We start from the raw sequence: 26,265 nt of genomic DNA on the forward strand, positions 1-26,265 counted from the left end.
ACGCTTTTCAGTTGAGTGGATTTCAATCCAAAATATTTTTTTAGAAAGGTCAAATGCATGTACTTCTTAGGAATTGATATCGGCAAGCGAACCCACGTAGCTTCTTTAATGAGTAAAGAAGGTAAGGTAATATTAAAAGGTTTTTCTTTCCCTAACACTACTGAAGGAGCTGACTCACTGATTGAGCGGATTTCAAAATATTCAGAGACTCCCGCTGACTTTGTTGTCGGAATGGAGGCTACAGGGCATTATTGGCTCTCTATCTTTTCATACCTCCACGAATCAGACTTTTTGATTCACGTTGTGAATCCTCTTCAAACCGATGGCTGGCGCAAAGGAACAGAAATCAGAAAACGAAAAAATGATATTATTGATTCTGTTTTGATTGCAGACTTAATGCGTTATGGTTCCTTTGTAGAAACAGTATTGTCTGATGAAAATGTTTTTTCGTTAAAACAACTTTCACGTTACCGAACCTATTTAGTAGGTACCGTAAGCGACTTCAAACGAAAAATCATAACTATACTAGATCAAGTGTTTCCTGAATATACATCAATTTTTACCAAACAAAGTATTTTCGGAAAAGCGTCTAAAGAGTTATTGCTTGAGTTTAGTTCTCCTGTAGAGCTAGAAGAAATTTCGGCAGAAACGTTGGCTCAATATTTAGCTGAGTTAAGCAGAAACCGAATAAAGCCAGAGAAAGCAGATCAATTGAAGCAAGCAGCTTCTAACTCCTTTGGAGTAAAATTTGCTCAAGAAGCTTTTACATTTCAATTACGCTCCATGATTGAACAATTGAAATTCATCGAAAGCCAAGTAAAGGAGACTGAAAAAGAAATTAAGCGCATAATGAGCGATTTAGACTCCGTTATTCTCACAATCCCTGGAATCGGTCCCATAAATGGCGCGACTATTCTTGGTGAAATTGGAGACATTCACAAATTTTCTAATCCGAAAAAACTGGTTGCTTATGCTGGCATAGACGCTTCTGTGTCCCAATCGGGGCAATATGAAGCAACACATAATGTTATGAGCAAGCGTGGATCTCCTTACTTACGAAAAGCCCTGTTTTCAGCTGCTCTGGTTGCTTCTCAATGTGATCCTGTTTTTCGCGCGTTTTATCAGAAAAAAATTTCTGAAGGTAAGCATCATCTGACGGCCTTAGGTGCTGTTTCTCGTAAGCTTTGTTATGTAATCCATGCTATTTTGACTAAAAATGAACCTTATAAGATTGTTTCCGATTAGCTATTGAACAATCAAAAAAAATCTAATAGTGGAAGGTCTATTTGTTGCACTCATTTTTAGACTTAATTGTTATAAAATATTTTTTTTATTTAGCTATTTTTCACTTGACTCTATATAGTTAGTCTTTCCTTTAATAAAAAGAATTTTAGCAAATTAGTTTTAATATATGTCTAAATCGAAACTATTTTTTCTACTGGGGTTGATTTTCTTAACATAGAGAGAAAAGAAGACAGGAAAGGAAACAATAGTTTCTAAGAACTATCAAAATAAGTATGCAATCGGAAGGAATATCACAGCTTCAGTAATTGGGGCTAGCAGAAAAAAGAACCCGCTGCGAGAATCAATATAGTCATCAAGTTATATTTATGATTGATGCAGAATACGAATAAGAAACAATCATTCATTTTCTGGATATCTAAAATGATCCTATACGTGTAACTTTTGGGTATACCGCAGGTAGACACATGAAATTTATTGATATTCTTGAACTATCATCCTCCATTTAAAGGAAAGGATTGTATTTCAATTGTTAATTCTTCTCGAGCAAGCTTGCCTAGGATTGTTCTTTTGTTATTGACATATTTCTATCGATGGAAATAAATTTTTGTTCTTTTGCCGTCATTTAGAGCTGTAAATTTTTTAATTTTGAGCTGATTTTACTAAACTTCAATCCCTTTTAAATGGATTAAATCAATGTAAGAGGTTCTTTACGTTGATAAATGTAGGAATGTAAAGTACTCTTGATAGAGGAAAAACCTAAAGTAAATTAATCTATTTCTAAGGAGGAAGTCATGAACATTGGTTCTCAGTTGCAACTGCAAAGAAAAAAACTAAATTATACCCAAGAAGAGGTAGCAGAAAAGATACATGTTTCTCGGCAAACTATCTCTAGTTGGGAAAATTCAAGAAGTTTACCTGATGTAATGAGCGTTATTTTAATGAGTGATGTTTATGGTCTCTCTCTGGACAATTTATTAAAAGGAGATAGAAAAATGATCGAAAAAATTGAAGCAGAAGAAAATTTAAGAAAAGCTAGTAAATGGATATCAGGGATAAGTTTTGGAATAAGTGGAATCGTTGTTATAATGAGTTTTATCTTTGAGCTTGGAGAGGCAATCAATCTCAATGTTCGATGGATAGCCTCATTACTTGTTCTAGTTTTAGGAGTATTAAACTTAGCGTCCATTAGTATATTTGAAAATTACAAAAGACAAATACAAAAAAGTAAGCACAAGGAAATTTCTACAAAAAAAGTGGTTTTTATTGTATTAGGATTAATTTTAATCGGATTGATTTCAGGTTTCTTATTTGCTTATTATTCGTGATTGGGTATAGGTCGAATAACAATTATTGAGGTTTTCTTTTGATGAGATTCTGAGTTGATCGAACCAATTCTATACGATACGATAAACAATATGAGTGACGAATTTTTGATAAAAATAGAAATTTATGAACGCAACACAAGGGGATTCTGTTACGTTCGTGAAATAGTAAGTAGCAGCATACATCTCAATGTATGCTGTTTTTCTTTTCAATTCGAAACTTTCCTATACCTAGATCACTTTGGTATTAACGTATTTTAACAATAAATATATGTTTAGGATATAAAAATTATCGAAAAACGAAAATAAAATGTTGACTTACGAAAAATAGAGTGTATACTTAGGTTCAGATAAAAGATTTGGAGGAAAGAAAAATGAAAAATAAACATTTGTTTGGGTTGTTACAAGGGTTGTTTACTATTGGTACTGGAATCTTGTCTGTAGGGTTTGTTGCTGTAAGTGGGTTTGGTGTTGGGATGAATTTGCTGAATTTGGAAAAGATTGCTGCTCAGTCAACGATTGATGTTCAGGGTGCTGGAAATTTAGAGGCATTAAAGGCAGCGAGTTCGCCTCTAATGATCCTGTCGGTTCTGCTAATTTTAGCAATCTTGATTGGTATCTCTCGTTTATCGAGTTTGATTTTTAAGAAGTTGAAACAGAATGAAATTTTTGTTGTCGAAAACGTTGAAAAGATGAAGTGTATTGCATTATTAGCAGGTAGTCTTTCGATCCTATCTTCGCTACCAACATTTTTGATGAATCACTCAGGAATAGGAAGTGGCTATATGTTTGATCTTGGGTATCTAATTGTTGCATTATTACTACTCTCTTTTGCAAAAGTGTGGGATCGCGCAAATGAGTTAGTTTAATCAGATAAAAGCAAAACGAAATGAAAAGTCTATTTAAAATGGAGGAAAAGAAAATGAAAAGTAAAAGCTTATTTGGATTATTGCAAGGTTTATTCACAATTGGTATGGGAATTATGATCGCAGGAGTTGCCGCTGTCACTATTTTTGGCGTAGGTATGAATTTTGTCAATTTAGATTTTATTACAGAGAATGTACAGGTCGAGGCCAATGGTATCGGAACCTTAGAAAACTTAGAGGCCTTACGTTCACCGTTAACAATTTTGGCCGTTTTATTGGTTTTTGTCATTTTGATTGTAGTATTCCGACTATCAGGCAAAATATTCAAAGAATTAAAGAATGATAATTTATTCGTTGGTGAAAATGTTGTGAGGTTAAAACAAGTAGCTCTATTAGTCGGAAGCCTATCCATCCTTTCTTCATTGCCATCATTAGCAATGAATTATGTAGGAGTGACTAGCGAACTGTATATGTTCGATATCGGCTATTTTATCACAGCGTTGATCATCTTCGCTTTTGCGAAAGTATGGGAACGAGCGAATGAAATTGCGGAAGAGAATGAGTTCACAATTTAGGAAAGGATCGTGTACAGTGATGATACGAGTAAATTTAGATGTGGAGCTAGCAAGACATAAAATGAGTTCAAAAAAATTGGCTAAAGCAATAGGGCTGACTACGACAAACCTGTCTGTTTTGAAGACAGGAAAAGCAAAGGCAATTCGTTTCAGTACGTTGGATGCGATTTGCAGAGAATTAAATTGTCAGCCTGGAGACATTTTGGAATACGTCGAAGATGAAGTTGAATAGTTAGAATGATGGGAAATGGGGAGTTGGAAAATGAAAGTAATTCTAAAAGATAAGAATAACGAAGTTCGGGTGCTTTGGGTAGTTCTGGTAAGTATAGTGAACTTTTTCGTGAGTATTGTTGGTATGAATTTATTGTTTTTAAATTTATTTCCGAACAATAAAATATTAGGATATGGACTGTACTGTGCGGCAGCATGTACGTTATCCATAGTGGTTACTCGTTTTATAGGTAACTATAGTTTTTCTAAAGATCGACTTCAAAATATGGATTTTCTATTTGGCAAAGGACTCCTATCAAAGATCACCTCGGGATTCATTATTGGATTAGTAACGAATGGCGTATGGGCATTGATTTGTTGGTATTTAGGGCAACTTGAGATTATGTATAATGGATTCAATTTGGAAGTATTTGTTATTAGTTTCTTTGCTTATTTAGCAGTTGCTGTTGTAGAAGAATGTACATTTCGTGGCCTTATTGATACCGCATTTTCTAAATTTGGCTCAGTTGTGGGAATACTATCCTCCTCGACAATGTTTGCTTTTATGCATGGTGGATTAGAAGAAGGAGGATTAGCTTTTATAGAAAGATTCGCATTCGGTATTCTATTTAGTTTATTGATGAGACGTACACATAGTTTGATCTTTGTAGTAAGCGCTCATTTTTCTCATAATTTTGTATATACCGCTATTGCAGGAATTGGTGAAACTGGAAGAAAGACGCTATTCAGCACCCTGTTTACATCTAAGGCTAATTTTTTGGCTGGTAGTGTTGATGATGGTTCTTTGATTTTGATTTTAGTTTTGATGGCCTTGGTGTGTATAACCTTGTTTCAAATGAGCAAGGATAACGGAAAATTAAATAAAGTTAGTGCTTAATGGTTTTAAACAAAGAGGATGATTCAAAATATAAATTAGACATTTAGGAAGGAAGATCATGTGGACTATCTACTTACAACTTGTTTATGGCTTATTGCTTCTCTAATAGGATGTGCTATATTTTGGAAAGGTTGGAAGAATTTAAAAGATACACAAAGATGGTTTCTGATTAGTAATTTGGTGCTTTCCATATTTGCTATTCTAGTTTACTTTTTCTAATCAGGAATGGAAATAATGCAGAAAACGATACTAAATGTGGTGGGCACCCCGTCAATAGGACAATGAAATATTTAAAGAGTTTATGAGCTGCTTTTCGGTTAGCGAAAGGCAGCTTTTTTCTATTTGAAGAAGCGTCTAAACAATCATTAAGCTGCTTCGTAGTATTGGTTGTGGTATTCCATCGGTGTTAAGATGTGCAGTTTTCGTTGATAGCGACCATTGTTATAGTAGTCGATATAAGAATCGATCATTGTCATCAATTCGTCGCGACTGATAAATTTTCTGCCGTAATACTGTTCGCGTTTGAGAATCCCCCAAAAGCCTTCCATTGGTCCGTTATCAATACATTTTCCTACTCGAGACATGCTTTGCGTCATTTCTGCTTTAACGATTTTCTTGTAAAAATTCACATGGGTATATTGAAAGCCGCGATCACTATGAAAGAGCGGATGAGCGTCTGGTTCAAGGGCAACTGCTTGATCGAAGGTATCAAAAACAAGGTTCAAGTCATTCGTATCCCGAATCACGTAAGAGACGATACGACGATCATACAAATCTAAAATGGCGCTTAGATAAAGTTTCTTCACTTCAGGTCCCACATAATATTTGAACTCCGTGACATCGGTCAGCCATTTTTGATTCGGCGCTTCAGCAGTAAACTTCCGATCTAGGATATTCTCGGCAACATGATAGGGTTGGTTCGCACGTTTCGTGATACTGTTGGCTGAATGTTTAATCGTTGACTGAATGCCTTCGTGTCGGCAGATCCGCAAGACGCGTTTGTCATTTACATGGATATCATGTTCTCGATTCAGTGTATTATTTATACTGCGATAGCCTTTTTCTGGATGGTCGTCATGAATCGTTCGGATTACTTTGGCTAATTCCATATTTTCCACTGTTCGTTCGCTATACGGATGTTTGATCCAACGAAGATAAGCAGAACGGGTAACCTGTAAAAGTTTACACATTGGGAGAATGGCATAGCCTTTTTCCTCGTGAAGCTCTTTGATTGCTTCGTAAGACACGATTTTTCGGACTTGTCCTAGTGATCCCTCCTTTCTAATTCCCTGACTTTTTTTAATAAATCAATCTCCATCTGTTGGTCCTTTACTTGTTCTTCCAGTTGGGCGATTTTGATCTGCGCTTCTTCTTCAGGCGTTCGGCTAACTTGCTTGGCTTTGCGTCGCCCTCGCCGATCTTCTAAACCAGCTTTGCCTTTTTCTTCATATCGTTTGACCCATTGGTATAAATTGGCATAGTTCACTTGGTACTTAACAGCTGTCCCGCTATAATCATACTCATTGGCAATACAATAGAGGACCATTTCGATTCGTTCATCTAGACTGAATTTTTTTGTTTGTCTCACTTTACTTCCACCACTTTCTGATTTGAAGTCTCCATGAGTATTATATATCCTAATCCAGTCTCGAAGTTGCCTTTCACTTCTTAAACCATATTTTTGAGCAACTTGATCAAGGCCTCTGTTACCATCTAAGTAATCCCGAACAGCTGTCAATTTTAGATCTTTAGAATAATGCTTATTTTTCTTGGTAGCGAGCAATCCAGTTGGTCCTTCATTTTCATAGAGAATACACCACCTGCGAATCGTTCTAATGCTTACTTGAGCTTTCTGAGCAGCTTGGCTTCTACTAATCTCTCCATTTAAACACTGTTCAACAATAGCCACTCGTTCTACTGGAGTCCCTGACATCTTTCTTTTTCCCATACTAAAAACCCCTAACTAAGATTTAATTGTTTCTTTGTCCTAGTTAGGGGTAGCATATCAATGATGAATGTCGGTGTTTTATTAAAATGTAGTTTTCGTATACAGAAAAATTCCTAAAAACAGACAGTTGTGAATGTAACACACTTAGATTATGTTGCGTTCAGAAGCTAAATCATATAGCTAAAGGCCAGTCTATTGAATTTGTTTGTCACAACTTCAATAGACTGGCCTTTATAGGATTATTTTGGAGGGATGATCGCCAATAATCCATTGTTCAAAGGAACATAGATAGAAGAGGCAGTTAATAATGAATTGTTAGGTGTCCCACTAGTCGGCAATGCGGTCATTGCTAAAGCGATCAGGCTATCTCCACGAAAGAGATTCACGAATTGTACTGTAGACATGGTATGAGGAACTCGTGGATCATTCATGCTGATAGCAATCAATTTTGATTGAAGGTCATCTTTTGTCTTAAAACTGGTTTGAGGATCTTTAACCTTAGAATCAGTCGTTGTAATCGTTGTTTTTTTCCCTTGATCAAAGGTTGTCAATTTGTACGTTTTGATGATCGCATTCAATTTTTCTGCGTATTGCTTATCTGTCGCGTAACGTCCTTGTAGGTGCTTCGTAGCGTCTTTGTAGGACGCTGTTTGTTCTTTCCAAGCAGCTTTGTAGAAAGTTGTATTACCAGAGATTCCTTTTTTGATTAATTTTGCGTAGTCTTCCAGTGATTCTTTGTAAGAAGGATACTTTCTAAACTCAGAAGTAATTTGGAAACTTGCTCCGAGAGTATCTTGTTCTAACGTTTGGAAGGTAACCGTTTGATCTTTGTATTTCCCTTTAATTCCAAAAAGATTATAGTTTGGTGCGCTGGCTAAAGAGCTGTTTCCAGACCCGCTTTCCAAAATGGCTTGTGCGATCATGACAGAAGCGTAAATGCCGTTCTTTTGTCCAATTTCACGGGACGTTTCCCCAATCTTCTTAATAAATTGATCGGTTGTTTGATTTTTATTAAAAATGAATGGTTGATTTGTGCTGTATTCACCAAATGCATTTGCTAATGAAGTCGTTGCCTTAGGCAACCCAGCGATATTCACTCGAACCGCAAATGTTGGTGTGAAAGCACTAATGCTACCAATTTTTACTACGTCGCCTGGTTGTGGTGTATGGATATAATGCCCGTTACCACTATAAATTGCGACATGTGTTGTGACACTTGTTGGTGCTCCCCAGAACAATAAATCACCGGTCTGGGCTTCACTGACGGGAATTTGTGTTCCAGCATATTGCTGATCGCCGGTCCAACCACCGATGTTATGGCCAGTCGCATTCGCGTAAACCGCATAAGTGAGTCCAGAACAGTCAAAAGCATTGGGCCCTTTAGCGCCCCAAACGTAGGGTTTGCCACGATGACGATACGCTTCTTGAATAATAGCTGTTTGTACGTCGTTACTGAAAGTTGGTGTCGCTTGATTGGAAGTAATACGGACATCTGCGGCCGCTTCTCCTTCAGGTTCGCGAGAGGGTAACTGCTGTTCATTGCTCGTTGCTGGAACATTTACCGTCGGTTTTTGTGCTGAATTACTTGTAACTTGCCCTTTCGGTACATTGTTTTGACTTCCATTGTTATTACTAGTGTTGGGCTTCGCTTCAGGCGTTGTATCTGTCTTTGAGGGCTCTACCGCTTCCGTCGAAACCACCCGCTGGAAGTCTGCTCTTGTGTGGTGAATGTTCCTTCAAGTTGAATTAGGCGTTGTTCCAATATTTGATAGCTTCTTTCCAATTGTTGGTACTTTTTCGTTAATACTTGAAGCAGTTCATCTTTATTTGCCAACGTGCCATTAACTTGTTGGATGATTTCAGTCATTAATTCACTATGCTGCATGGTATTTAAACGGTGCTGCGTATCAAAAAGTTTGCGCAAAGAAATGTCTCTGTCCAATGTCGGGATCAGTTCTACTACTTTTTGAAATTTTTGAATTTCTTCCAGTGAAAACAATCTGGTTTTACGGTGGTTCGTCATTCTTTTTGATCTAGTGCGACTAGAAAATGGAATGTAATCATAGTGAAATTGATAATCGCACTCTTTTTGAATAAAGTTTGCCCACTTGTTTAAAGTAGAGAGGGAATTTAGCCCCTCTACTTTTTCAAGAACGTCATGAGCGGTGAAGTATTCGATCATTTGTTTGGAAGGAGTGTGGCTTTGTTGGCAATCGCAGCTAGTCCATAGCTCACAAATTGTCTGTTCACACGCCCCCAACGTTGTAATCACAAGGTTATCGAAGCGAATAATTGCCATGCCTTGTTCATCTAGTGCTTCTTTCGTGATAACGGGGGTATCACTCTTCACTTTGACGCTGATTTTTTCAAATCGGAGCTTCGGAAGGACACATTCATACGTCCAACCCAATACTTCTCCATCTTTTTGCCAGCGAGTGACTTGCACAACTTGATACTCTGTTTCTAGTTTTTCTTTTGGTAAGGTTAAATCATTGATTTTTACTGCCATGTCGGCCTCTTTATTTATACGTTTTTTGTATACGATTTAGTTAAAAAATTTGTAGTGGTACCTCTACGATTTTATCATATACGAATCTATATACGATGTCAACACTTTTTGAGAAAAATATATACGAAATTATAAACGATGTGCTATAATCAAGGGTGAAGCGATATGAAGCAGCATTAGATAACATGAAATGATATAGGGGGAATTAAAGATGTTTGGACTATTAAAACCGAATAAAGAGCAAGTTGGCAGCCGTTTGAGAGAAGTGAAGGATGAACTAGGTCTTTCTTTTAGTGAATATGGCAATCGTTTGGGATTAATTAAGCCAACCATCAATTCTTATGTTCGAGGGTATTCTTTAGCATCCTTAGAAGTCGTGGAAAAAGTTTCAGAGCTGAGTGGTAAACCAGTCGGCTGGTTTTATTTTGGTGAGATAGAAGAATATATCAAAGAATATTTACTATTACGAGGACAAGAAGCTTTGTTAAAGGATCACCCCGATGTACCACTAAAAATAAAAGAAGACTTTTTAATTGGAGACTTCAAAAATCCGGGATGGGAAACAGATTTTGGTTATCCTGTAGAAGAGTTTATAGATGATTGTTATGCAGAAATTCATATTAAATTGTTAAGAGAATATGTTCAATTACTGGCGCTAAACTATCTTAACGAGCATACCGCTTTAGATGATAGTAAGAAAGAAGATGCAAGTATCTTCCTTAGTTCCGAAGTTATGGGATACTATGAGGCGACCAGAGATTTTGATTATGGTGATACTGAACAGGTTATGGCTGCTGTAGAAATCTATTATGAAGGAACATTAAAAGAGAAAGAAATTTCTTTTGATGATGGGTATCTTGTTGGGAGGTTAATTAATATTCTTGCAGATGATGATGAAACAGAACAACTTATTTCTGGTTTGTCTGAAGAATTGACAGGAAAACGTTTCTCGAATTTTTTTGGAGGAAATGAATTAATACAAGTGTTCCAGTCACTACGTCCTGAGTTATTGAAGCTGTATGCAGAAACAACCTTTGATGAGTATTATGAATGGTTTGAGAAATAAAAGCGAATGTCTAACAAAATAACACTAAAAAAGAAGTCAACAGCCATTACGTTCTCCTAACGTCGCTGTTGACTTCTTTTATTGGACATTTCGTTTTGTTTGTGCCCCGAGGAACTCACAAGATAGCAAGACTTTGGCTAATCTCGGAACATTAAGTGTGACATGTCCAACGTTTGTGGAGATAAAGGAGCTAGTCGTTGTAACAATACAATTTTTGCCCTTCTGAATCTAGCGAAATAGTAAGAAAATAAAGTGTAGCTAGTAGCCTTAAGTCTAGTCTTTAAATCTTCAATTTGGGTTTCTGAGGTGGCAGTACTATTTAAAAAATCTTGGTAGAAAGCATTGAAAATGTAGGAGCTAGAAAAAAATTCTGTCATAATTTTTTTCTTGTTTAGTGGCATCATTGTTCTATAGCTAAAAAAATTATTTAGCACAGTTAAAGAATCTTTCTATGATGTATTTCTTCTCCTAAATCTCACCAAGTAATGTTGTAGTACTTAGAGAAAAATGACCTGTATACCCAAAAGAAAAAGTATTGAATGAGTTACTCGATTGATGTAGCTGCCGAATAACTTACTTTTTTTTACGTAAAAATTTCCAGTAAGCTAAATATGGAATAATCACAAACAGTATAAGAAAATATTTATTAACTATCGTATCAGCTTCCCCTTTCATGTTAAAGTGAATAGGTATTTTTATGGGCAAGAATAAACACGCAAAAAGTATTATGAGAATTAGCAGTAATAAAATGATTAAGTCTTTAAAAATAGGTTTGTTCATAATCTTATCTCCGTTTGCGATTTTCTATTGTAAATAATGCACTTTTTTAATTTTTATTACAATGAGTACGACAGCTAAAAGTTCTACTATGGCTAGAATTGTTACACCTAATGTACCAAAAATAAGAGAACCTGCTGCTGATAATGAAATGAGTATCATACTAAGTACAGCAGTTATAATAATAGCCATACTTTGTTTAACAACTACCATCTCGTTAGACCAATTGAAATTAGGAAATTTTAAGTTAATTGCTAAACCTAAGGATGATATGAATAGCAAGCTTGTCAATAAAAAGAAGATATGGATGATAAAATCGAATCCTCTCAAACCCAAAGCACTCCAGCAAGCCACACTTGCCGCCATCAAGCCAGGAAGAAATAATAAAATATTCAGTAACCCTTTAGCAATGCTTAGCTCTTTTATCGAAACCGGTAAGCTTTGGATGATCCAAACATTTTTTCTTTCAAATGAAAAGCTACATGATGTCGTTGTTGTTAAAGTTAGACACACAAGAAAAATAATAAAATATATAAAGGAGCTTGTCATCGTTAAATTAAGCGAATCAATTACAACGGGTGAAAACTTAGGTAACAAGCCCATTGCTAAACCAACTGCTATCACAAATAATGCAATAGGTGAAATAAGCGTGTTAACCACGTAGGTGAAGGAAGAAAAATAACGACTAATTTCTTTTTTGAAAAGTGCTACCAATATAGGACGAACCTTCAAAACATAATGCTTATTAACTGCTGGTTTCACTCCGAAAAGCATTGCTAATGAATCGTATTTTTTTACGATCATTAAACACAACCCGCTAAATGCAATGAGCACTGTAGCAAATAAAAGAATGATTTTTAACCAGTTATTTTCCGTAACTACTTCCAACAATGAAATGGGTAAAAATGATGTGTTGATTATTCCTGCTTTCGAATTGAATGGAACAGTCACATAAGCATATACGAGTGGTGAAATAAAAATACCCAATGCCAAAATAGCCTCAATAAAAGTACTCCTAAAATTCAAAAAAAAGAGAAATAATTTAACCAATATTGAGACAACTATACTACAACCAATTGCAAGTAACGGAATCATAATCACATAAATCCCAACAATTAATAAATGAATCAACGGGAATGGCTGAAAGAAATACAAAGGAATTTGAACGCCGAACAAAATTACGCTACAAAGAATCAGCTGAATGATGTATGAAGAAATAATATTTACAAGTTTAGCTTGCCATTTTTTGATTGGTAAAACAAATAGTTGATCATGGTCGAACCCAACTAAAATATTTTTGACTCCAGATAATAATGTCCAAATTCCCGAAATCCAAAACAGTATAGATGCCACATAAGGATTGACCTTGTCTAATTGAAGCTCTTGATTCATTTGATAAGGTAGAGAAATAATATAGCCGATGACTAAGACGAGTGCTACAAGATAGCCAATTGTTGTGAGTAAAGCGTGCGTTCTTATCGTCATATTCTTATCAGAGAGCTTTGACCATTCAAATTGATTTCTTAAGCGTACCTGAATTAATGTTTTCATTTGCTTATTCATGAATTGTAACCCTCCTAAACAGTTCCCCTAAGGATTCTTTGGCAACCAATTCTTTCATCAAACCGTTGACTTTCACCTCTCCTTGATCGATCAATACAACTCGATTACAGATTTTTTCAGCCACTTCTAATACATGAGTAGAATAAATGATTTTTGCTCCTTTAGCTGCTCTTTTTTGCAGTTCATTGGTTAAAAAGTAAGAAGCATTTGGATCTAAACCAACAAATGGCTCATCTAGAACAATTAAGTCCGGACTATGAAGAAAAATTGAAATTAAAACTAACCGCTGTTTCATACCATGAGAATAGTTTGAAATCAACTGACTCAAATTTTCATTTAAGTCTAACTGTTCTGCTAAATACTTTACTTCATTCACAAAAACGTGTTGATCAACATTGTACATTGAACTAATAAAGTTTAAATATTCATAGCCCCGCAAATTTTCATAAATATCTGGATTATCTGGAGAATATCCTAGCATCATCTTAAATTTCTTAGAATCTTTTTGTAGGTCTACGCCATTAAGAATAATCTCTCCTTTATTATAAGGATGAATACCTACTATGGATTTCAAGGTAGTTGTTTTTCCTGCCCCGTTTGCCCCAATAAAAGCACAAATATCTCCAGTTTCTATTGTTAAGGAAAGGTCTTGAATTCCCTTTGTCGTCCCTTTGTATATCTTTCTTAAATTCTTTATAGTTAACATATTAAATTTCTCCTCCTTGACTGACAAAATGTCAGTTTGCGTTTAATATAAAACCGATGGAGAGTATCCTATCGGTTTTTATATAATAATTATTCGAATAGCCCTTCACATTTAAGTACTCTTGTCAAAATTAATTTAAAAGATTTAAGTTGAAAACTTCCATTACTTTTGATATTTGTATTATTAGATGCGAATACATAGGCCGTAATAAGCAAATATGATGTTTCTAGTGGGAATTCAACTTCTAACACATCCTCCCTTTTACCTTGTTCAAGAATGTTCGAAAAATATTCTGTTAATTTTTCAATTAAATTATGAGAAAATTTATCCATAAGATACTGGTTTTGCTCAAGGTTAAAGGCATTTTGCAGTTCTATCGTTTCGTTTGTAATATCTTCAGGAGATATCATAGTAATTGAGAAAAAATCTCTAATTTTTTGGATAGCTGATTTATTAGGATCGTACGAAAGGCTATATAAATTTTCTAATAAAGGTTTCGAATGCCTTTCAACTATACAATACAAAATGTCTTCTTTATTTTTAAAATGATAATAAAGCAATCCTCTTGAAATATGAGCTTTTTCAATAATATCTTGTGTTGTTGTGTTTATATATCCTTTTTCTACAAAAAGTAAAAATGCGCTATCCATAATTTCAGCTTTACGAATTTCAGGTTCTTTTATATCTCGCATTTTAATTCTCCTTTTTCATGATTATATATAACGACTGACAAAGTGTCAATATGTATTATAAATAAAGATAGAGTAAATTTTTTTGTAGGAAAATTTTAAGTGAACTAGTCCTTAATTTAGGAACGATGTATAACTTGAAGATAACTATGATCGCTGAATTATATGATCAATAATTTCTTTGGACAACTAATTTTTTTATATTGATAAAGCAGATAGAACTATTTGATTAATGTGTTTTGTAGTTACGTATATAAGATTTTTGGGGCTTTTAGGAATATTTTTAAAATGAATAGTATGAAGATGGTTAAAGATCGCAAAGGACCGGGCAAACGAAGAAGGCATTGTAGTGAATCCACCAAGTTTAGGCAATCGACCTAGAGAAGGCGAGGTCACCTATGCGTCTGAGGTCAAAGATGTTTTGATTCCTTATACGATACGTGAAGATACGTATAATTACTATGAAGTACGCAACTATGTCAACGACGTCAATCAGGAAAACACGCAGGTACTTCAAACCTGCGATGACGAGATAAAATCTCGTGAAACCTATACCTATGGTAACGAGCGTCTCAGCTACACAAACGAGAAGATGAGGGACGAGTATCAATACCTGACCGATGCCCGAAGCAGTGTGACAGGCATGATGCAGGACGGTGAACTAGAGAGTACCAATAGTTACTCTGTATTCGGTACACCAGAAGAAGTGGACGAAACGGGCAATCCATATGGCTATACAGGTGAAGCGCAAGATATAACGGGGTATAATTACCTAAGAGCCCGTTATTACGATAGCCAAAGCGGTACTTTCTTGACACAAGATAGCTATGAGGGAGAAGAAAACAATCCACTGAGTCAAAATGGGTATACGTATGTGGAAAATAATCCGATCAATTATACTGATCCGACCGGCCATAAGAAGAATTTCTTCCAGAAATTATGGTCTGGTGTGAAGAAGACGGCTAAAAAAGTTGCATCTAAAGTAAATAAATATATCGTAAAACCTGTTGTCAATTTTGTGAACAGCGCGAAGAAATGGGTGAGCAATAAAGTCCAAGGAGTGGCACGTGTAGCTAGTAATGTTTGGAATGGTGTTACAAGTTTTGCAAGAAATTCTCACAATACCGTGAAAAGCTATTTTAGTGGAGGAAGCAGTTGAAGAACTACTTATGGTCCGCCATATTATGGCGGTAGTGGCTTAGGGGGCTATTTGAATGCTAGTAGGGCACCAACTAGCCGTGGGTTTACAGGTCATGCACAACTAGAGGCGATTTTAGTAGCAAATCATCAGCAACGAATCAGTATAGAGTATACTAAAATAACAGGTAAAAAAGGTTATCCGAAGTCTAAGGAAGCACAACAAATGTTTAAAAACTGGGGACCGGCTTTACAAAACACAATGACGAAGTTCTGTAAAACGGCTAAAAAAGCTGTGAAGGACACTGGCAAAACAGTTGCTGCGTTTGGATTAGGTGCGATTACTCAGATTTTAGAGAATAATGGAATAACTCCGTCAATAAATTCAACCTTTAGTCTACTTGCGAATCAAGATTGGGTTAAGAAAAACAAAGGGTATAATTTTGGAGTACTTGCTGGTAAACTATCTGGTTATATGCAAGCGGCTGTGGAATATAAGACGGCATTTGGAATAGCGAATGCAGGATTTTCAGCAGCGCTTGGTCAATTTGGTGCAACGAGCTTTGCGACTGGGGGAGTTGGATCGTCTGGAGCGGCAGCACTATCAGCAGGGATTGCAACGGCGACTGCAGCAATTTCATCAGCGGTAATAAGTCATGCAAATATGGTGGCTAAGAATACTACACAGGCGTTTAAGAGTGGGAGTAATTATAGTAATTCGGGAAATAGTGGTGGATCACGTAGTTTCGAAAATAAAGAGAAGTTAGACGGTCATTATGAAAAACATGGTTCCGAGATGAAAGAGGCATTAAACAAAAAGAATTATTCGAAAAAAGATTATCTTAATGATGCAAACCATGTTATAAAAGAAGGACAATTTGTCCCAGAAATGAATGGTTATATTAAACTTATTGGTGGTAAAGGGAGTGCAAAATATGCTTTTGTAGGTTTAGACAGAAAAACTGGGAATATTACAACAATGCATTTGAAATCTGTTCAAGAACTTATGAAAAAAGCACCAAGTTTAGGTTTAAAAAAATAGTAGGAGGTAGATTATGATCACTGTAAAGGATATAATTTGGATCGATGAGAAATCAGGAGAAGCGGATGTATTATTATCTGATGAAGAATACTTTGTAGAATGTTTCTGTAGTGACTGTAGCTTATCTGTAGGCGATGTTTTTTTTGATATGGTTCATGGGTTCAACGTGACAAGCATTTATAGGAGTTTTGAAAAAAAAAGTGAAGTTGTGAGAAAAAATGGAATTTACCATCTAAAGGGACAACTTATAGACTTAAAAAACTTAACGCTTAGAATTGGAGAATTTGGTTTTGATTTATCTGAAGGGAATGTTCCCAATGATATTAAAGAAAATGAATTTGTTGAAGTAAATCTGTCAAGAATCGATATTTACTAAAAAAATATCTTGCTGTTTTTTTAGCAGGTTATTATCTAAAATACTACAAGTAACTGGTAGTTATTTATAAGTGGGAAGTTTTTCATCACATAAAATGAACTTATTTCTGGTAAAAATCAGAAATAAATTACCAGACTCAAAAAGAAATTTGAATTGGCTTACACTAAATTAGACAGAAAAAAGGTGTGTAAAGTAAATGTGGGAAAACTTCAGTAATTAAAAAAGAGTTTTTCATATCTAAAAGAGAGTATAAAATATTTTGTGTAAGTTCCAATGGTAAAATGAACTAAATCAATCAGGAGGAACAGACCATGAGTATGCTCTCTAAAGATCAAATCAAAGAAATGATTCAACACTATGATATTAAGACTACCGAAGATATAAAAGATGCATTTAAAGATATGTTTGGTGAAACGATTCAAGAGATTATGGAAGCAGAACTGGAGACACATCTCGGTTACGAAAAACACGATAAAAAGACGACGAGCACTACGAATAGGCGAAATGGTTCCAGTTCTAAGACCTTACGGTCCTCAGAATATGGCGACCTGCCGATTGCTGTCCCTAGAGATCGAGAGGGTGAATTTGAGCCTGCCATCGTTAAAAAGAATCAATCTTCTGTTTCTGGTTTAGAAGAACGAATTATTGCCATGTATGCCAAAGGCATGAGCACCAGAGATATTCAAGATCACTTTAACGATTTATATGGATCCGAAGTGTCGCCAACGCTCATTTCAAATGTCACAAATAAAGTTTTGCCGCTGGTAAAGGAATGGCAAAATCGACCTTTAGAAGCACTCTATCCAATTATTTTTATGGATGCGATTCACTTTAAAGTCCGTCATGAAGGCCGGATTCAATCGAAAGCTGCCTATGTTGTTTTAGGTATCACAGTTGAAGGTTTAAAAGAAGTTTTAGGTATTTGGATCGGCGAATCTGAATCATCAAAGTTCTGGCTATTGGTGTTGAATGAGTTGAAAAACCGTGGTGTGCAAGATATTTTGATTGCGTGTACGGATAATCTAAATGGATTCAGTGAAGCCATTCAAGCCACTTTTCCAGAAACAGAGGTTCAAAAATGCATTGTCCATCAAATTAGAAACAGTGTGAGATTTGTTGGTTATAAGGATTTAAAGGCTGTTACTACTGATTTAAAGCCGATCTATAAAGCATCTACTGAGGAACAGGCTTTAGAAGCCTTAAGTGATTTTGACGAAAAATGGGGGAAAAAATATCCAATCATTACTAAAAGTTGGATGGATAATTGGACCGAATTGGCTACTTTTTTCAAGTATCCAGAAGAATTAAGACGAATCATTTACACAACGAATCTTATTGAAGGATTTCACCGACAATTGCGAAAACAGACAAAATCAAAAAGTGTGTTTCCATCAGATGAGTCGTTAATAAAGATGCTTTATCTTGTAACAATGGACGTCACAAAAAAATGGACCATGAAGGTCCAAAATTGGGGTCAAATTCTGTCACAATTCGTCATCTTTTTTGAAACTCGAGTGACGGGCTATGATACACTTTTCTTGACTACCAGTTACGTTACCGGAAGGAATGAACTCTATTGAGAAAAACATATGATCGTGAATTTAAACTAAAGATTTCACAGGATCTCCTTGAGAAAAAAGTAACTACCAAGAGAATCGCTGAAGAATACAATATCTCTCGTCCAACCATTTCCCGATGGGTTTCAGAATATCGTCGATACGGGAAAAATGCTTTTGCTGGAAAAGGAAAAAGATTACCTGATAAAGCAGATTTCTACATTCTTGAACAGGAAAATAAGCGGCTAACAGAGGAAAATGAAATTCTAAAAAAGTTCGACACGTTTGTGAAGCAAAAAAAGTAGTTCGTTTTGAGTTTGTTCACAAACATCATCAACAATATTCAATTCAAACTTTGTGCAGGATTTTAAATGTAAGTAGGCAAGGATATTATTTATGGCGGAATCGTCGCCCCAGTAGGACTCAACTCCGCCATGATTTTTTAAAACAGAATATTAAGCGAGTGTTCTACGAACACAAAGGTCGATACGGATCTCCAAGAATCGCTCAACAACTTTACGATGAAGGAATAGAGACTAATAAACGTGTTGTGGCGGTCCTTATGCGTGGAATGAATTTATGTGCAAAAGGATTTCATCGACGCCAACCTTCTTATGGCAGAGGAAAAGCAATCGAAGAAATAATAAAAGAAAATTTATTGAATCGACAATTTGAACAGAGCCAAATTGATGCTGTTTGGGTGACAGATATTACTTACATTCCTTGTAATGACGGTCGCCTCTATTTGTCCACCTACATTGACTTAGCAATTCGTATTCCACGTTGCTATATGGTGGATTCAAACATGAAAAAAGAAATTGTCATCCATCCATTACAAATTTATAAAGGAGAATTGCCTGCGGTAATTCATTCCGATAGAGGTAGCCAATATCGGTCTCTTAGCTATCAAGAGCTGTTGACCGACCACCACATCATCCATTCGATGAGCCAACCTGGGACACCTGTTGACAATGCGGTAATCGAATCATTTCATCGATCGATCAAACGAGAATTAATCGAACCCAACAAGCATAAAAGTAAAATAGAGATGAAGGTGTTGATTCAAGATTATTTAGAAGACTACTATCCAAACAAAAGAATCCATACAAAATTTATGATGACTCCTCGACAATTTGAGGCGAAGAAAATAAGTAATCTAACCGACTGTTAACTAAACTGTTGCAGGTCCCATATAGACCTAACACATTATATTAGACAAGGGAGAATGGCGGAAAACAGGCTCTCTTGTCTATTTTCATATTCTAAACAAAGACGGCAACAATTCCCGGACAAAATCAACGCTATAGTAATCCAACAATTCCGCTACAGTTTCCATAATCTGAAGCTGTAGAAACGGTTTGATTTTTTCCCTTTCTAAAAGATCCTTAACATGGGTCAAATATTCTTTTTTAGTCAATGTGATCTCCCTTCAGCTACATATATTTATCTACAAATGCTTTTATAACAACTTCAAATCCGTGATCATTAAGCTCTTCGTAATATCCACCCTTATAGTAAGAGAGGCCCATTGTTAATGCCTGTATCTGTATCGGTGTAAATCCTACATTTTTGATCTGGCTTTCCATCAGGTTCATTGCAGTTTGCTGCACTTCATTCATACTATCACCCCAAAAAAGTATTTTTTAGATGTTCCACATAGCCTATCACAAATTATTCTGAATCATCTTCACTAATCAACCTTGCTGTCCCAAAATCTTCCTCAAGAATTTCAGCATCTGAAATGTCTTCTCCTGCACATGTCCTTCTGAACTTTCCATAACAACCGTCGTTATCTGTTGTTCTTTTAACCACAAAGCAAGTTCAGCCAGCTCAAAAGTTCGTGTTCCAAACGTTTTTAATGCCTTTTTCGCACGATTTGTTGAGAGACTACCTACAAGTGTACAAGCGACCACCGTCTTTTGATGTACATCCAATCCGCAACACCGTTCGACCATTACATCCATGATTCTCACTCCTAAAATCGTTTACGAAGCAACTGACCTATTTTGGAAAGATTCGAAGTAATTTTATATACGTGCACTTGGCGACAATTCGTTGTTCTCACAAAATAAGTCACTCGGTTTTCTGTACGGGGGCTAATCCACCATTAATAGCGTCGAGCACATGTACCTTCGTAACTTCTATTATAACAAGAAACCGTTTTCTATCCCATGTTAGAGAAGTGAAACTTCTTTTAAGTTTTCTGCATGGATATTCCAGTAACCCCAACATGGAGAAGGTCGTAAGGAAATCATTGAATCGGTGCTCAAATCTAAGGTGCTAACGCAATATTTTCATTTTATTTATACTTTTTACAAAAACCTTATTATATCAACATTTCGAAAAATAAATAACACCTATAAAAACAGGGTGATGTCAACAAAAAAGGAGGGATTTCCTTCAAATGAAAAAAACATCTAAACGCTTTTAAATAAAGCATTCAGAAAGTTTAAAATTATCAATACCTGATCTATTCATTTGGCAAAATTGACATTTTCTTTTTTGAGTGTGCGCCAAGAAATAAAGCTGATATATCACTATTTTGTACCTTTAAATCTCTTGTTATTTGACTTCTCTACCCCCCTGTTAGAATACGGGGGTCATGGCTTGTCGAGCTGTGCTCGACAAGCCTATTTTTTTCATTTGTTGCTTGAAACTGACCAAAAACCGTACTCTTTCTCAACGTTGTAACGTCTATGCTTGAGTCTCAGTCGAGGAGACCTCGACTGAGACTTTGCATTCACCGCTGGGCGCGTTAGCGCCCAGCTCTCACAAGGAGACCTTGTTCGCTCTGCACATGGACGTACAACTTTGGAAAGCGTTTCAACCCAGCAACAAATAAAAAAACTTTCGTTTGTGCTGCCAGATTAAACACGTGATTCTTCAGCTGTCCACTCTAGTCATCTTTCGCTGTCCTTTTGTTCAATGTGCCCCACACAAATTATTTTTGATAGCCTAATAACCATTTTCGAACAGCGCTCTTGCTATAAAGAACCATTCCTGAGTCTAAACGAATTTCTGGACACCCATGAATCACCCACTCTTTTAATGTATTGACACTGACATCAAAATATTGTGCACAGTACTTCTGTTTTACTATGTCATGCTCCTCTCTTGCGTTTTCCAACGCTTCTTTGGTCAACGCATAAATACGACTGTAGGTCTCTTTCTCCCAGCTCAACAATGTCTCTTCGATCGTCATACAATCCCTCCTTATTTAGTTTTCAAAGACCACTTAAATATTCATTATGTAAACTTTATTAATTCCAGTTCCATCCTATACCCATTTTTATAATATGTCAATACGCTTTTTGTTTTTTATTATATAAACTTTTTGGTTTATTTGTATTGAATTCACAGATTATGAGAGTATACTAAAGTCAAAGAGGTGAAGAGAATGATTGAAAACTTTGGTGGAAATATTGCTAGATTAAGAAAAGAACAACATCTTTCCCAAGAAGAATTAGCGGATCGAATCGGTTTTCAGAAGCAAACAATCTCCAATATTGAACGGGGAATACGCTACCCAACGTTTGAAACGTTAGAGAAATTAAGAAAGGTGTTGAATGCGGGACCAATAGAACTTTTTGGAACAGAAGAAGAAGTCGCATTAGAAGAGACTACAAAAGTCTTAGAGCGGATCGATGAAAATGAAGATAAGATTGAACGGATGGTGAGGTTTTCAAAAGCCTTCAACGAACAATATGTCCACGAAATCAATGAGGTCTATGAGAAGGCAGAAGCCATTCAACGATTATTTACAAGACAACCAAAACTTGATGAAGAGGGCTTTCCGATTACAACAAAAGATGACGAAATCATTTGGGAACCCGCCTTCTTCGATACCCTTCCGTTTGATCAATTAGACGAGGTCATAAACAAAATAGACTATATTAAAAAGAATCAAGATTTACTGTAATTTTCTTTCTTATGTGCCCCACACATAAAGGAGATAATAGACAATGCTATCAAATGAAAAAATAAAACTTTACACAACAAAAGGAGGAGAAAAGAAGTACGTATCTAAGAATACCTATATCGGTACTTATTCTGATGGAAGCCAAAAGAATACGACTATAAGAGGTAAAACAAGATCAGAGGTTAGAGCCAAATATTTAAAAATGGCGAATGAATTTAATCCCGATGTAAGACAAGTAGAGCAGGAAATTATAACATTTAATGACTTATATGGTATTTGGTTACCTCAGTACAAAAAGGGGGTCAAGCCATCAACGTATAGAGGAACAAAAATGAGAATCGAAAAATATGTACTACCTGATTTAGCTGTAACTAATCTCAATGAACTAAACGTACTTGCTCTACAAAGATATTATGATGGATTCATGGAAAATAATGGCACAAAATATTATCATCAAATTTTGCAGCTCATATCAATGATAATTCGTTACGGTGTAAGTATTGGGGTATTAGAAAATGATCCTACTAGATATGTCATTAAGCCCAAAATTGAGAAAAAGAAGAAAGAGCGTGTTTACTTAAATAAAGAAGAGTTAAATAGATTATATAAGTATTTAGATTCCTTGGACAATCGTTACATCAATGAAGTAAAAAGAACTATTTTTCGATTATTGCCTCAATCAGGTATCAGAATTTCTGAGTGCTGTGCACTGAATTGGAACGATATAGATTTTGAAAATGGTTCAATCACAATTTCCAAAGGTTTCATATTTACAGAAAATGGTTGGATGATAAGTAACCCTAAAAATATGTCATCCATTAGAAGCATCCCTATAGATATGAAGACTTTGCAACAGCTAAAAGTCTTAAGGAATAAACAAAATGAGTACTTTTCTAAAAAAGGTCAAGATAGAGATGCATATGTATTCTTGTCAAGAGATGGGCACGTACTCCACAGTGCAAGCATCTATGATATGCTAAAGCGAATTGTAAGGAAATTGGAACTCCCAGATATTAATCTACATAGTTTGAGACATACTCATGCTACGTTGTTGTTTGAGAGTGGTGCTACTCCTAAAGAGGTGCAAGCTAGACTAGGTCACTCTAGTATCAAAACAACAATGGACACTTATACACATGTCGGGGAAGAAACGGGACAGAAGACAATAAATACACTAATGCAATATCTTGAAGAATGACTAACTAAGCCAAAAACTAAGCCAAGTCAATAATTTTCCGATTCTAGAAAAAAAACAGCCCCAAAACCTTGATTTAAAAGGGTTTTGAGGCTATCCATAAAAATTACATTAATTTGTTGTAGAATTCAACGACTAATGATTCGTCGATTTCTGGGTTGATTTCATCGCGTTCTGGTAAACGAGACAATGAACCTTCTAATTTTTCATCGTCGAAGCTTACGAAAGCAGGACGACCAACAGCTGATTCAACTGCTTCTTTCACAGTAATCATGTTTTTAGATTTTTCACGGATACCGATAACTTGGCCAACTTCTACTTCATAAGAAGCGATGTCAACACGTTTGCCATCGACAGTTACGTGACCGTGGTTAACTAATTGACGAGCTTGGCGACGAGTAGAAGCCAAACCTAGACGGTAAACCACGTTATCTAGACGACGTTCTAGTAAGATCATGAAGTTAACACCGTGTTTACCTTCTTTGATTTTGCTAGCGCGTACGAATAAGTTACGGAATTGACGTTCGTTTAATCCGTAGATGAAACGTAATTTTTGTTTTTCTGACATTTGCAAGCCGTATTCAGATTTCTTTCCACGGCTGTTTGGTCCATGTTGACCTGGAGCGTATGGACGACGTGCTAATTCTTTCCCTGTTCCTGATAATGAGATACCAAGACGACGAGATTGTTTCCATGATGGTCCTGTATAACGTGACATTAAAAATTCCTCCAATAAATTGTTTTGGAGTAAAATAATCCGTTGAAAAATTCATATCCGTGTAGTTCGTTCTTCAATCTTCACCTTTGCAGCCGCGGTTACACAATTGAACCAATGCTGGCAACGAACTGGGGACGGGCTATTATTCCTCTGCTGCATTATTTTACACAAAGGTCAGTATAACGGAAAAGACTACACCGAGTCAAGTTCAGCTGTTGCTTTTTTGAAAAAAATGTGTTAATTGTTGGGTGCTGACAAAAAACGATTCCTTTTTATCAAAGACAGCAAAAAGATTGAATGAAAATTACGGAAGAAGTTTTTGCAAATTCTCTGAAACTTCTCTACAATGAAGAGGTGAAAAGAGGTGGATCAATCAATGGAAGCGTTGATTTTTCCGTATCAACCGGATCATGCAGAACCGATGGCTCGCTATATGAAAAATCTCTTTCCGTTTTGCGGCGTCAAAAAACCGCAAAGGGCCTTGTTAGAGCGTCCTTATTTAAAAGAAAGCCTAGCGCTGCCGCTGTCGGAGCTGATTCAAGAGATTTTCCGCAACTACCGCAAGGACGAGCGGGAATACCAATACTATGCCATTGATTTAGCGCAGAAAAATATCCAACGCTTCTCACTGGAGGAGCTAGCCGCTTTGCTTCCTTTATTAGCGGAAAAGAGTTGGTGGGACAGTATTGATGCCTGGCGTAAAGTTTTTTCTACGTGGGTCTTGGCTCACCCTGAGAAGTTGGAGTCTGTGTACAGCTTCTTTTATCAGCACGAGAATTTCTGGTATCGGCGTATAGCGATTAACCTGCAGCTTCTATTTAAAGAAGAAACTGATACAAAATTATTGGCACAAGCAATCTTGGCGGATCTGACGACGGAGGAATTTTTCATTCAGAAGGCGATCGGCTGGGCGTTGCGGGATTATAGCAAGGTGAATCCTGATTGGGTAAAGAGTTTTATGCAGCAGCATTCATTAAGTAAGTTAGCCCTACGTGAGGGCAGCAAATACATATAAATGGAGAGAGATATTTTGGAAAGAAAATTAATCGCACTAGACATTGATGGGACCTTGTTGAGCAGCCAAAGAAAACCTTTGGACAGCACGATGAAGGCGTTGAAAGCATTGCGTGAAGCTGGACACTTAGTGACTATTGCGACGGGACGTTCCCGCTTGTTGGCTGGTGATGTGATTCATCAGTTGGGGTGTACGAATTACATCATTTGTAATGGCTCTGCCGGTTTTTTAGATCATGAGCAGGTTTATAAGCATACGCTTGATCGTGAAGCTCTGACTCGGATGATTGACTTTGCCAGTGAGCGGAAGATCGATATCATTCTCTTTGGCCTAGATTCCTTTGGGCGTGTCACGAATTTCGACGGAGCAAAAGTCAGCAATGCCATGTCTTCTTTTGGACAGCAGGCTCCTGCATACGATGCAGATTATTTCTCTCAGCATGAAGTCTATCAAGGCTGTGCCTTTTATGACCAGTCCATGGATGAAGAATTTCAAGCGGCCTTTCCAGAATTTCGATTGGTTCGCTGGCATGAAAATAGTGTAGACATCATTCCAAATCCTGGATCGAAGGCCCAAACGATCTTAGCGTTAGCGAAGAAGGTCGGGATCAAACCAGAAAACATCGTTACTTTCGGTGATGGCAATAATGATATTGAAATGCTGAATTTGGCAGGGACAGGTGTGGCGATGGGCAATGCTGCTAACCATGTCAAAGAAGCCGCGAATCTTGTGACCGATACGAACGATCAAGACGGTATCTATAAAGCATTACGCCAATTAGAATTGGTTCATGAATAAGCAGATGTAAGAATCGGGAGTTTTTTTCCCGGTTCTTTTTTGGATTAATTAACAAATAATGAAGGGAAAGGCCTGGGATTTGTTTAATCTCCCCTTTGGAACGAGGACTATGTTCTTGAGTTCTTTCACGAAAGA

At 36.4% G+C, this 26,265-nt stretch carries 29 protein-coding genes and 1 pseudogene; 17 read left to right on the forward strand and 13 right to left on the reverse strand.

All coding sequences use genetic code 11. The annotated features are described in order from the left end of the window. The first annotated feature begins 57 nt into the window (after positions 1-57). From IGI67_RS13760 to IGI67_RS13785, 6 genes are all read left to right on the forward strand, one after another. Positions 58-1,245, forward strand: coding sequence for an IS110 family transposase (locus IGI67_RS13760; protein ID WP_429956489.1), 1,188 nt, complete (start codon positions 58-60; stop codon positions 1,243-1,245). 791 nt (positions 1,246-2,036) lie between these two features. Continuing rightward, a complete protein-coding gene (locus IGI67_RS13765) occupies positions 2,037-2,570 on the forward strand; it encodes a helix-turn-helix domain-containing protein (RefSeq protein WP_429958081.1) in 534 nt (177 codons plus the stop codon). 371 nt (positions 2,571-2,941) lie between these two features. Further along, positions 2,942-3,436 (forward strand): hypothetical protein, encoded by a 495-nt coding sequence (locus tag IGI67_RS13770; protein WP_429958082.1) that lies wholly within the window; start codon positions 2,942-2,944, stop codon positions 3,434-3,436. A gap of 53 nt (positions 3,437-3,489) precedes the next feature. Then, positions 3,490-4,008: a DUF2975 domain-containing protein gene (locus tag IGI67_RS13775; RefSeq protein ID WP_429958083.1), complete on the forward strand. Its 519-nt coding sequence runs from the start codon at positions 3,490-3,492 to the stop codon at positions 4,006-4,008. Between the two features lie 19 nt (positions 4,009-4,027). Next, positions 4,028-4,240 carry a helix-turn-helix domain-containing protein gene (locus tag IGI67_RS13780; RefSeq protein WP_429958649.1) on the forward strand — a complete coding sequence of 71 codons (213 nt, stop codon included), beginning with the start codon at positions 4,028-4,030 and terminating at the stop codon, positions 4,238-4,240. Positions 4,241-4,270: 30 nt separating this feature from the next. Beyond that, a complete protein-coding gene (locus tag IGI67_RS13785; protein WP_429958084.1) occupies positions 4,271-5,116 on the forward strand; it encodes a CPBP family intramembrane glutamic endopeptidase in 846 nt (281 codons plus the stop codon). Between the two features lie 365 nt (positions 5,117-5,481). On the opposite strand, the gene IGI67_RS13790 is transcribed toward IGI67_RS13785, so the two are convergent. From IGI67_RS13790 to IGI67_RS13805, 4 genes are all read right to left on the reverse strand, one after another. Continuing rightward, complete coding sequence (locus tag IGI67_RS13790; RefSeq protein WP_429956747.1) at positions 5,482-6,363, reverse strand: IS3 family transposase; 882 nt, start codon at positions 6,361-6,363, stop codon at positions 5,482-5,484. A gap of 17 nt (positions 6,364-6,380) precedes the next feature. Further along, positions 6,381-7,064 carry a transposase gene (locus IGI67_RS13795; protein ID WP_429956748.1) on the reverse strand — a complete coding sequence of 228 codons (684 nt, stop codon included), beginning with the start codon at positions 7,062-7,064 and terminating at the stop codon, positions 6,381-6,383. A gap of 239 nt (positions 7,065-7,303) precedes the next feature. Continuing rightward, on the reverse strand, positions 7,304-8,764 hold the full coding sequence (locus tag IGI67_RS13800) for a glucosaminidase domain-containing protein (protein WP_429958085.1): 1,461 nt from the start codon (positions 8,762-8,764) through the stop codon (positions 7,304-7,306). Then, the gene (locus IGI67_RS13805) at positions 8,743-9,573 is read right to left on the reverse strand and encodes a hypothetical protein (protein WP_429958086.1); all 831 of its coding nucleotides are present in this window, start codon (positions 9,571-9,573) and stop codon (positions 8,743-8,745) included. The genes IGI67_RS13800 and IGI67_RS13805 overlap by 22 nt, the downstream gene beginning before the upstream one ends. 211 nt (positions 9,574-9,784) lie before the next feature. Between IGI67_RS13805 and IGI67_RS13810 the strand changes: the two genes are divergently transcribed. Beyond that, a complete protein-coding gene (locus IGI67_RS13810) occupies positions 9,785-10,639 on the forward strand; it encodes a helix-turn-helix domain-containing protein (protein WP_429958087.1) in 855 nt (284 codons plus the stop codon). 573 nt (positions 10,640-11,212) lie between these two features. Here the strand turns inward: IGI67_RS13810 and IGI67_RS13815 are convergent. The 4 genes from IGI67_RS13815 to IGI67_RS13830 form a co-directional block, all read right to left on the reverse strand. Continuing rightward, a complete protein-coding gene (locus IGI67_RS13815; protein WP_429958088.1) occupies positions 11,213-11,419 on the reverse strand; it encodes a DUF1648 domain-containing protein in 207 nt (68 codons plus the stop codon). 24 nt (positions 11,420-11,443) lie between these two features. Beyond that, positions 11,444-12,979: a hypothetical protein gene (locus tag IGI67_RS13820; protein ID WP_429958089.1), complete on the reverse strand. Its 1,536-nt coding sequence runs from the start codon at positions 12,977-12,979 to the stop codon at positions 11,444-11,446. Next, the gene (locus tag IGI67_RS13825) at positions 12,972-13,685 is read right to left on the reverse strand and encodes an ABC transporter ATP-binding protein (RefSeq protein WP_429958090.1); all 714 of its coding nucleotides are present in this window, start codon (positions 13,683-13,685) and stop codon (positions 12,972-12,974) included. The genes IGI67_RS13820 and IGI67_RS13825 overlap by 8 nt, the downstream gene beginning before the upstream one ends. Positions 13,686-13,774: 89 nt before the next feature. After that, a complete protein-coding gene (locus tag IGI67_RS13830) occupies positions 13,775-14,377 on the reverse strand; it encodes a TetR/AcrR family transcriptional regulator (RefSeq protein WP_429958091.1) in 603 nt (200 codons plus the stop codon). Between the two features lie 346 nt (positions 14,378-14,723). On the opposite strand from IGI67_RS13830, the gene IGI67_RS13835 reads away from it, so the two are divergent. From IGI67_RS13835 to IGI67_RS13860, 6 genes and pseudogenes are all read left to right on the forward strand, one after another. Beyond that, positions 14,724-15,533, forward strand: coding sequence for an RHS repeat-associated core domain-containing protein (locus IGI67_RS13835; protein WP_429958092.1), 810 nt, complete (start codon positions 14,724-14,726; stop codon positions 15,531-15,533). Between the two features lie 51 nt (positions 15,534-15,584). After that, on the forward strand, positions 15,585-16,553 hold the full coding sequence (locus IGI67_RS13840; protein WP_429958093.1) for a hypothetical protein: 969 nt from the start codon (positions 15,585-15,587) through the stop codon (positions 16,551-16,553). Between the two features lie 13 nt (positions 16,554-16,566). After that, the gene (locus tag IGI67_RS13845; protein ID WP_429958094.1) at positions 16,567-16,929 is read left to right on the forward strand and encodes a hypothetical protein; all 363 of its coding nucleotides are present in this window, start codon (positions 16,567-16,569) and stop codon (positions 16,927-16,929) included. A 311-nt stretch (positions 16,930-17,240) separates the two neighbouring features. Then, complete coding sequence (locus IGI67_RS13850) at positions 17,241-18,509, forward strand: IS256 family transposase (protein ID WP_429958095.1); 1,269 nt, start codon at positions 17,241-17,243, stop codon at positions 18,507-18,509. Next, complete coding sequence (locus IGI67_RS13855) at positions 18,506-18,790, forward strand: transposase (protein ID WP_429958096.1); 285 nt, start codon at positions 18,506-18,508, stop codon at positions 18,788-18,790. Before IGI67_RS13850 ends, IGI67_RS13855 begins: the two co-directional genes overlap by 4 nt. Positions 18,791-18,813: 23 nt before the next feature. Beyond that, positions 18,814-19,656: pseudogene (locus IGI67_RS13860) on the forward strand (IS3 family transposase); the annotation flags it as partial. Between the two features lie 84 nt (positions 19,657-19,740). Here the strand turns inward: IGI67_RS13860 and IGI67_RS13865 are convergent. From IGI67_RS13865 to IGI67_RS13880, 4 genes are all read right to left on the reverse strand, one after another. Further along, complete coding sequence (locus IGI67_RS13865; protein WP_429958097.1) at positions 19,741-19,902, reverse strand: hypothetical protein; 162 nt, start codon at positions 19,900-19,902, stop codon at positions 19,741-19,743. 16 nt (positions 19,903-19,918) lie between these two features. Next, positions 19,919-20,104, reverse strand: coding sequence for a hypothetical protein (locus IGI67_RS13870; protein WP_429958098.1), 186 nt, complete (start codon positions 20,102-20,104; stop codon positions 19,919-19,921). 75 nt (positions 20,105-20,179) lie between these two features. After that, a complete protein-coding gene (locus IGI67_RS13875) occupies positions 20,180-20,449 on the reverse strand; it encodes a hypothetical protein (RefSeq protein WP_429958099.1) in 270 nt (89 codons plus the stop codon). Positions 20,450-21,426: 977 nt separating this feature from the next. Next, positions 21,427-21,687, reverse strand: coding sequence for a DNA-binding protein (locus IGI67_RS13880; RefSeq protein WP_429958100.1), 261 nt, complete (start codon positions 21,685-21,687; stop codon positions 21,427-21,429). A 195-nt stretch (positions 21,688-21,882) separates the two neighbouring features. Between IGI67_RS13880 and IGI67_RS13885 the strand changes: the two genes are divergently transcribed. Further along, positions 21,883-22,404 carry a helix-turn-helix domain-containing protein gene (locus IGI67_RS13885; RefSeq protein WP_429958101.1) on the forward strand — a complete coding sequence of 174 codons (522 nt, stop codon included), beginning with the start codon at positions 21,883-21,885 and terminating at the stop codon, positions 22,402-22,404. Between the two features lie 43 nt (positions 22,405-22,447). Next, positions 22,448-23,602: a tyrosine-type recombinase/integrase gene (locus IGI67_RS13890; protein WP_429958102.1), complete on the forward strand. Its 1,155-nt coding sequence runs from the start codon at positions 22,448-22,450 to the stop codon at positions 23,600-23,602. Between the two features lie 103 nt (positions 23,603-23,705). Here the strand turns inward: IGI67_RS13890 and rpsD are convergent, their stop codons facing one another. Then, a complete protein-coding gene (gene rpsD, locus IGI67_RS13895) occupies positions 23,706-24,317 on the reverse strand; it encodes a 30S ribosomal protein S4 (protein ID WP_207109601.1) in 612 nt (203 codons plus the stop codon). A gap of 376 nt (positions 24,318-24,693) precedes the next feature. On the opposite strand from rpsD, the gene IGI67_RS13900 reads away from it, so the two are divergent. Together IGI67_RS13900 and IGI67_RS13905 are read left to right on the forward strand one after the other, a co-directional pair. After that, entirely contained in the window at positions 24,694-25,332 is a 639-nt protein-coding gene (locus IGI67_RS13900; protein WP_207109600.1) for a DNA alkylation repair protein, read from the forward strand. A gap of 15 nt (positions 25,333-25,347) precedes the next feature. Next, complete coding sequence (locus tag IGI67_RS13905) at positions 25,348-26,130, forward strand: Cof-type HAD-IIB family hydrolase (protein WP_207109599.1); 783 nt, start codon at positions 25,348-25,350, stop codon at positions 26,128-26,130. The last annotated feature ends 135 nt before the right edge of the window (positions 26,131-26,265 follow it).

The sequence above is a fragment of the Enterococcus sp. AZ196 genome (assembly GCF_050498845.1).
Taxonomy (GTDB): domain Bacteria; phylum Bacillota; class Bacilli; order Lactobacillales; family Enterococcaceae; genus Enterococcus_A; species Enterococcus_A murrayae.

Bases quoted from the DNA above. Each gene is read 5' to 3' on its own strand.
- IGI67_RS13880 (WP_429958100.1), bottom strand. From the start codon at position 21,687: ATGACGATCGAAGAGACATTGTTGAGCTGGGAGAAAGAGACCTACAGT.
- IGI67_RS13765 (WP_429958081.1), top strand. From the start codon at position 2,037: ATGAACATTGGTTCTCAGTTGCAACTGCAAAGAAAAAAACTAAATTAT.
- IGI67_RS13890 (WP_429958102.1), top strand. From the start codon at position 22,448: ATGCTATCAAATGAAAAAATAAAACTTTACACAACAAAAGGAGGAGAA.
- IGI67_RS13815 (WP_429958088.1), bottom strand. From the start codon at position 11,419: ATGAACAAACCTATTTTTAAAGACTTAATCATTTTATTACTGCTAATT.
- IGI67_RS13805 (WP_429958086.1), bottom strand. From the start codon at position 9,573: ATGGCAGTAAAAATCAATGATTTAACCTTACCAAAAGAAAAACTAGAA.
- IGI67_RS13870 (WP_429958098.1), bottom strand. From the start codon at position 20,104: ATGAATGAAGTGCAGCAAACTGCAATGAACCTGATGGAAAGCCAGATC.
- IGI67_RS13875 (WP_429958099.1), bottom strand. From the start codon at position 20,449: ATGGATGTAATGGTCGAACGGTGTTGCGGATTGGATGTACATCAAAAG.
- IGI67_RS13900 (WP_207109600.1), top strand. From the start codon at position 24,694: ATGGAAGCGTTGATTTTTCCGTATCAACCGGATCATGCAGAACCGATG.
- IGI67_RS13760 (WP_429956489.1), top strand. From the start codon at position 58: ATGTACTTCTTAGGAATTGATATCGGCAAGCGAACCCACGTAGCTTCT.
- IGI67_RS13770 (WP_429958082.1), top strand. From the start codon at position 2,942: ATGAAAAATAAACATTTGTTTGGGTTGTTACAAGGGTTGTTTACTATT.
- IGI67_RS13795 (WP_429956748.1), bottom strand. From the start codon at position 7,064: ATGGGAAAAAGAAAGATGTCAGGGACTCCAGTAGAACGAGTGGCTATT.
- IGI67_RS13785 (WP_429958084.1), top strand. From the start codon at position 4,271: ATGAAAGTAATTCTAAAAGATAAGAATAACGAAGTTCGGGTGCTTTGG.
- IGI67_RS13885 (WP_429958101.1), top strand. From the start codon at position 21,883: ATGATTGAAAACTTTGGTGGAAATATTGCTAGATTAAGAAAAGAACAA.
- IGI67_RS13820 (WP_429958089.1), bottom strand. From the start codon at position 12,979: ATGAATAAGCAAATGAAAACATTAATTCAGGTACGCTTAAGAAATCAA.
- IGI67_RS13830 (WP_429958091.1), bottom strand. From the start codon at position 14,377: ATGCGAGATATAAAAGAACCTGAAATTCGTAAAGCTGAAATTATGGAT.
- IGI67_RS13775 (WP_429958083.1), top strand. From the start codon at position 3,490: ATGAAAAGTAAAAGCTTATTTGGATTATTGCAAGGTTTATTCACAATT.
- IGI67_RS13810 (WP_429958087.1), top strand. From the start codon at position 9,785: ATGTTTGGACTATTAAAACCGAATAAAGAGCAAGTTGGCAGCCGTTTG.
- IGI67_RS13780 (WP_429958649.1), top strand. From the start codon at position 4,028: ATGATACGAGTAAATTTAGATGTGGAGCTAGCAAGACATAAAATGAGT.
- IGI67_RS13845 (WP_429958094.1), top strand. From the start codon at position 16,567: ATGATCACTGTAAAGGATATAATTTGGATCGATGAGAAATCAGGAGAA.
- IGI67_RS13850 (WP_429958095.1), top strand. From the start codon at position 17,241: ATGAGTATGCTCTCTAAAGATCAAATCAAAGAAATGATTCAACACTAT.
- IGI67_RS13825 (WP_429958090.1), bottom strand. From the start codon at position 13,685: ATGTTAACTATAAAGAATTTAAGAAAGATATACAAAGGGACGACAAAG.
- rpsD (WP_207109601.1), bottom strand. From the start codon at position 24,317: ATGTCACGTTATACAGGACCATCATGGAAACAATCTCGTCGTCTTGGT.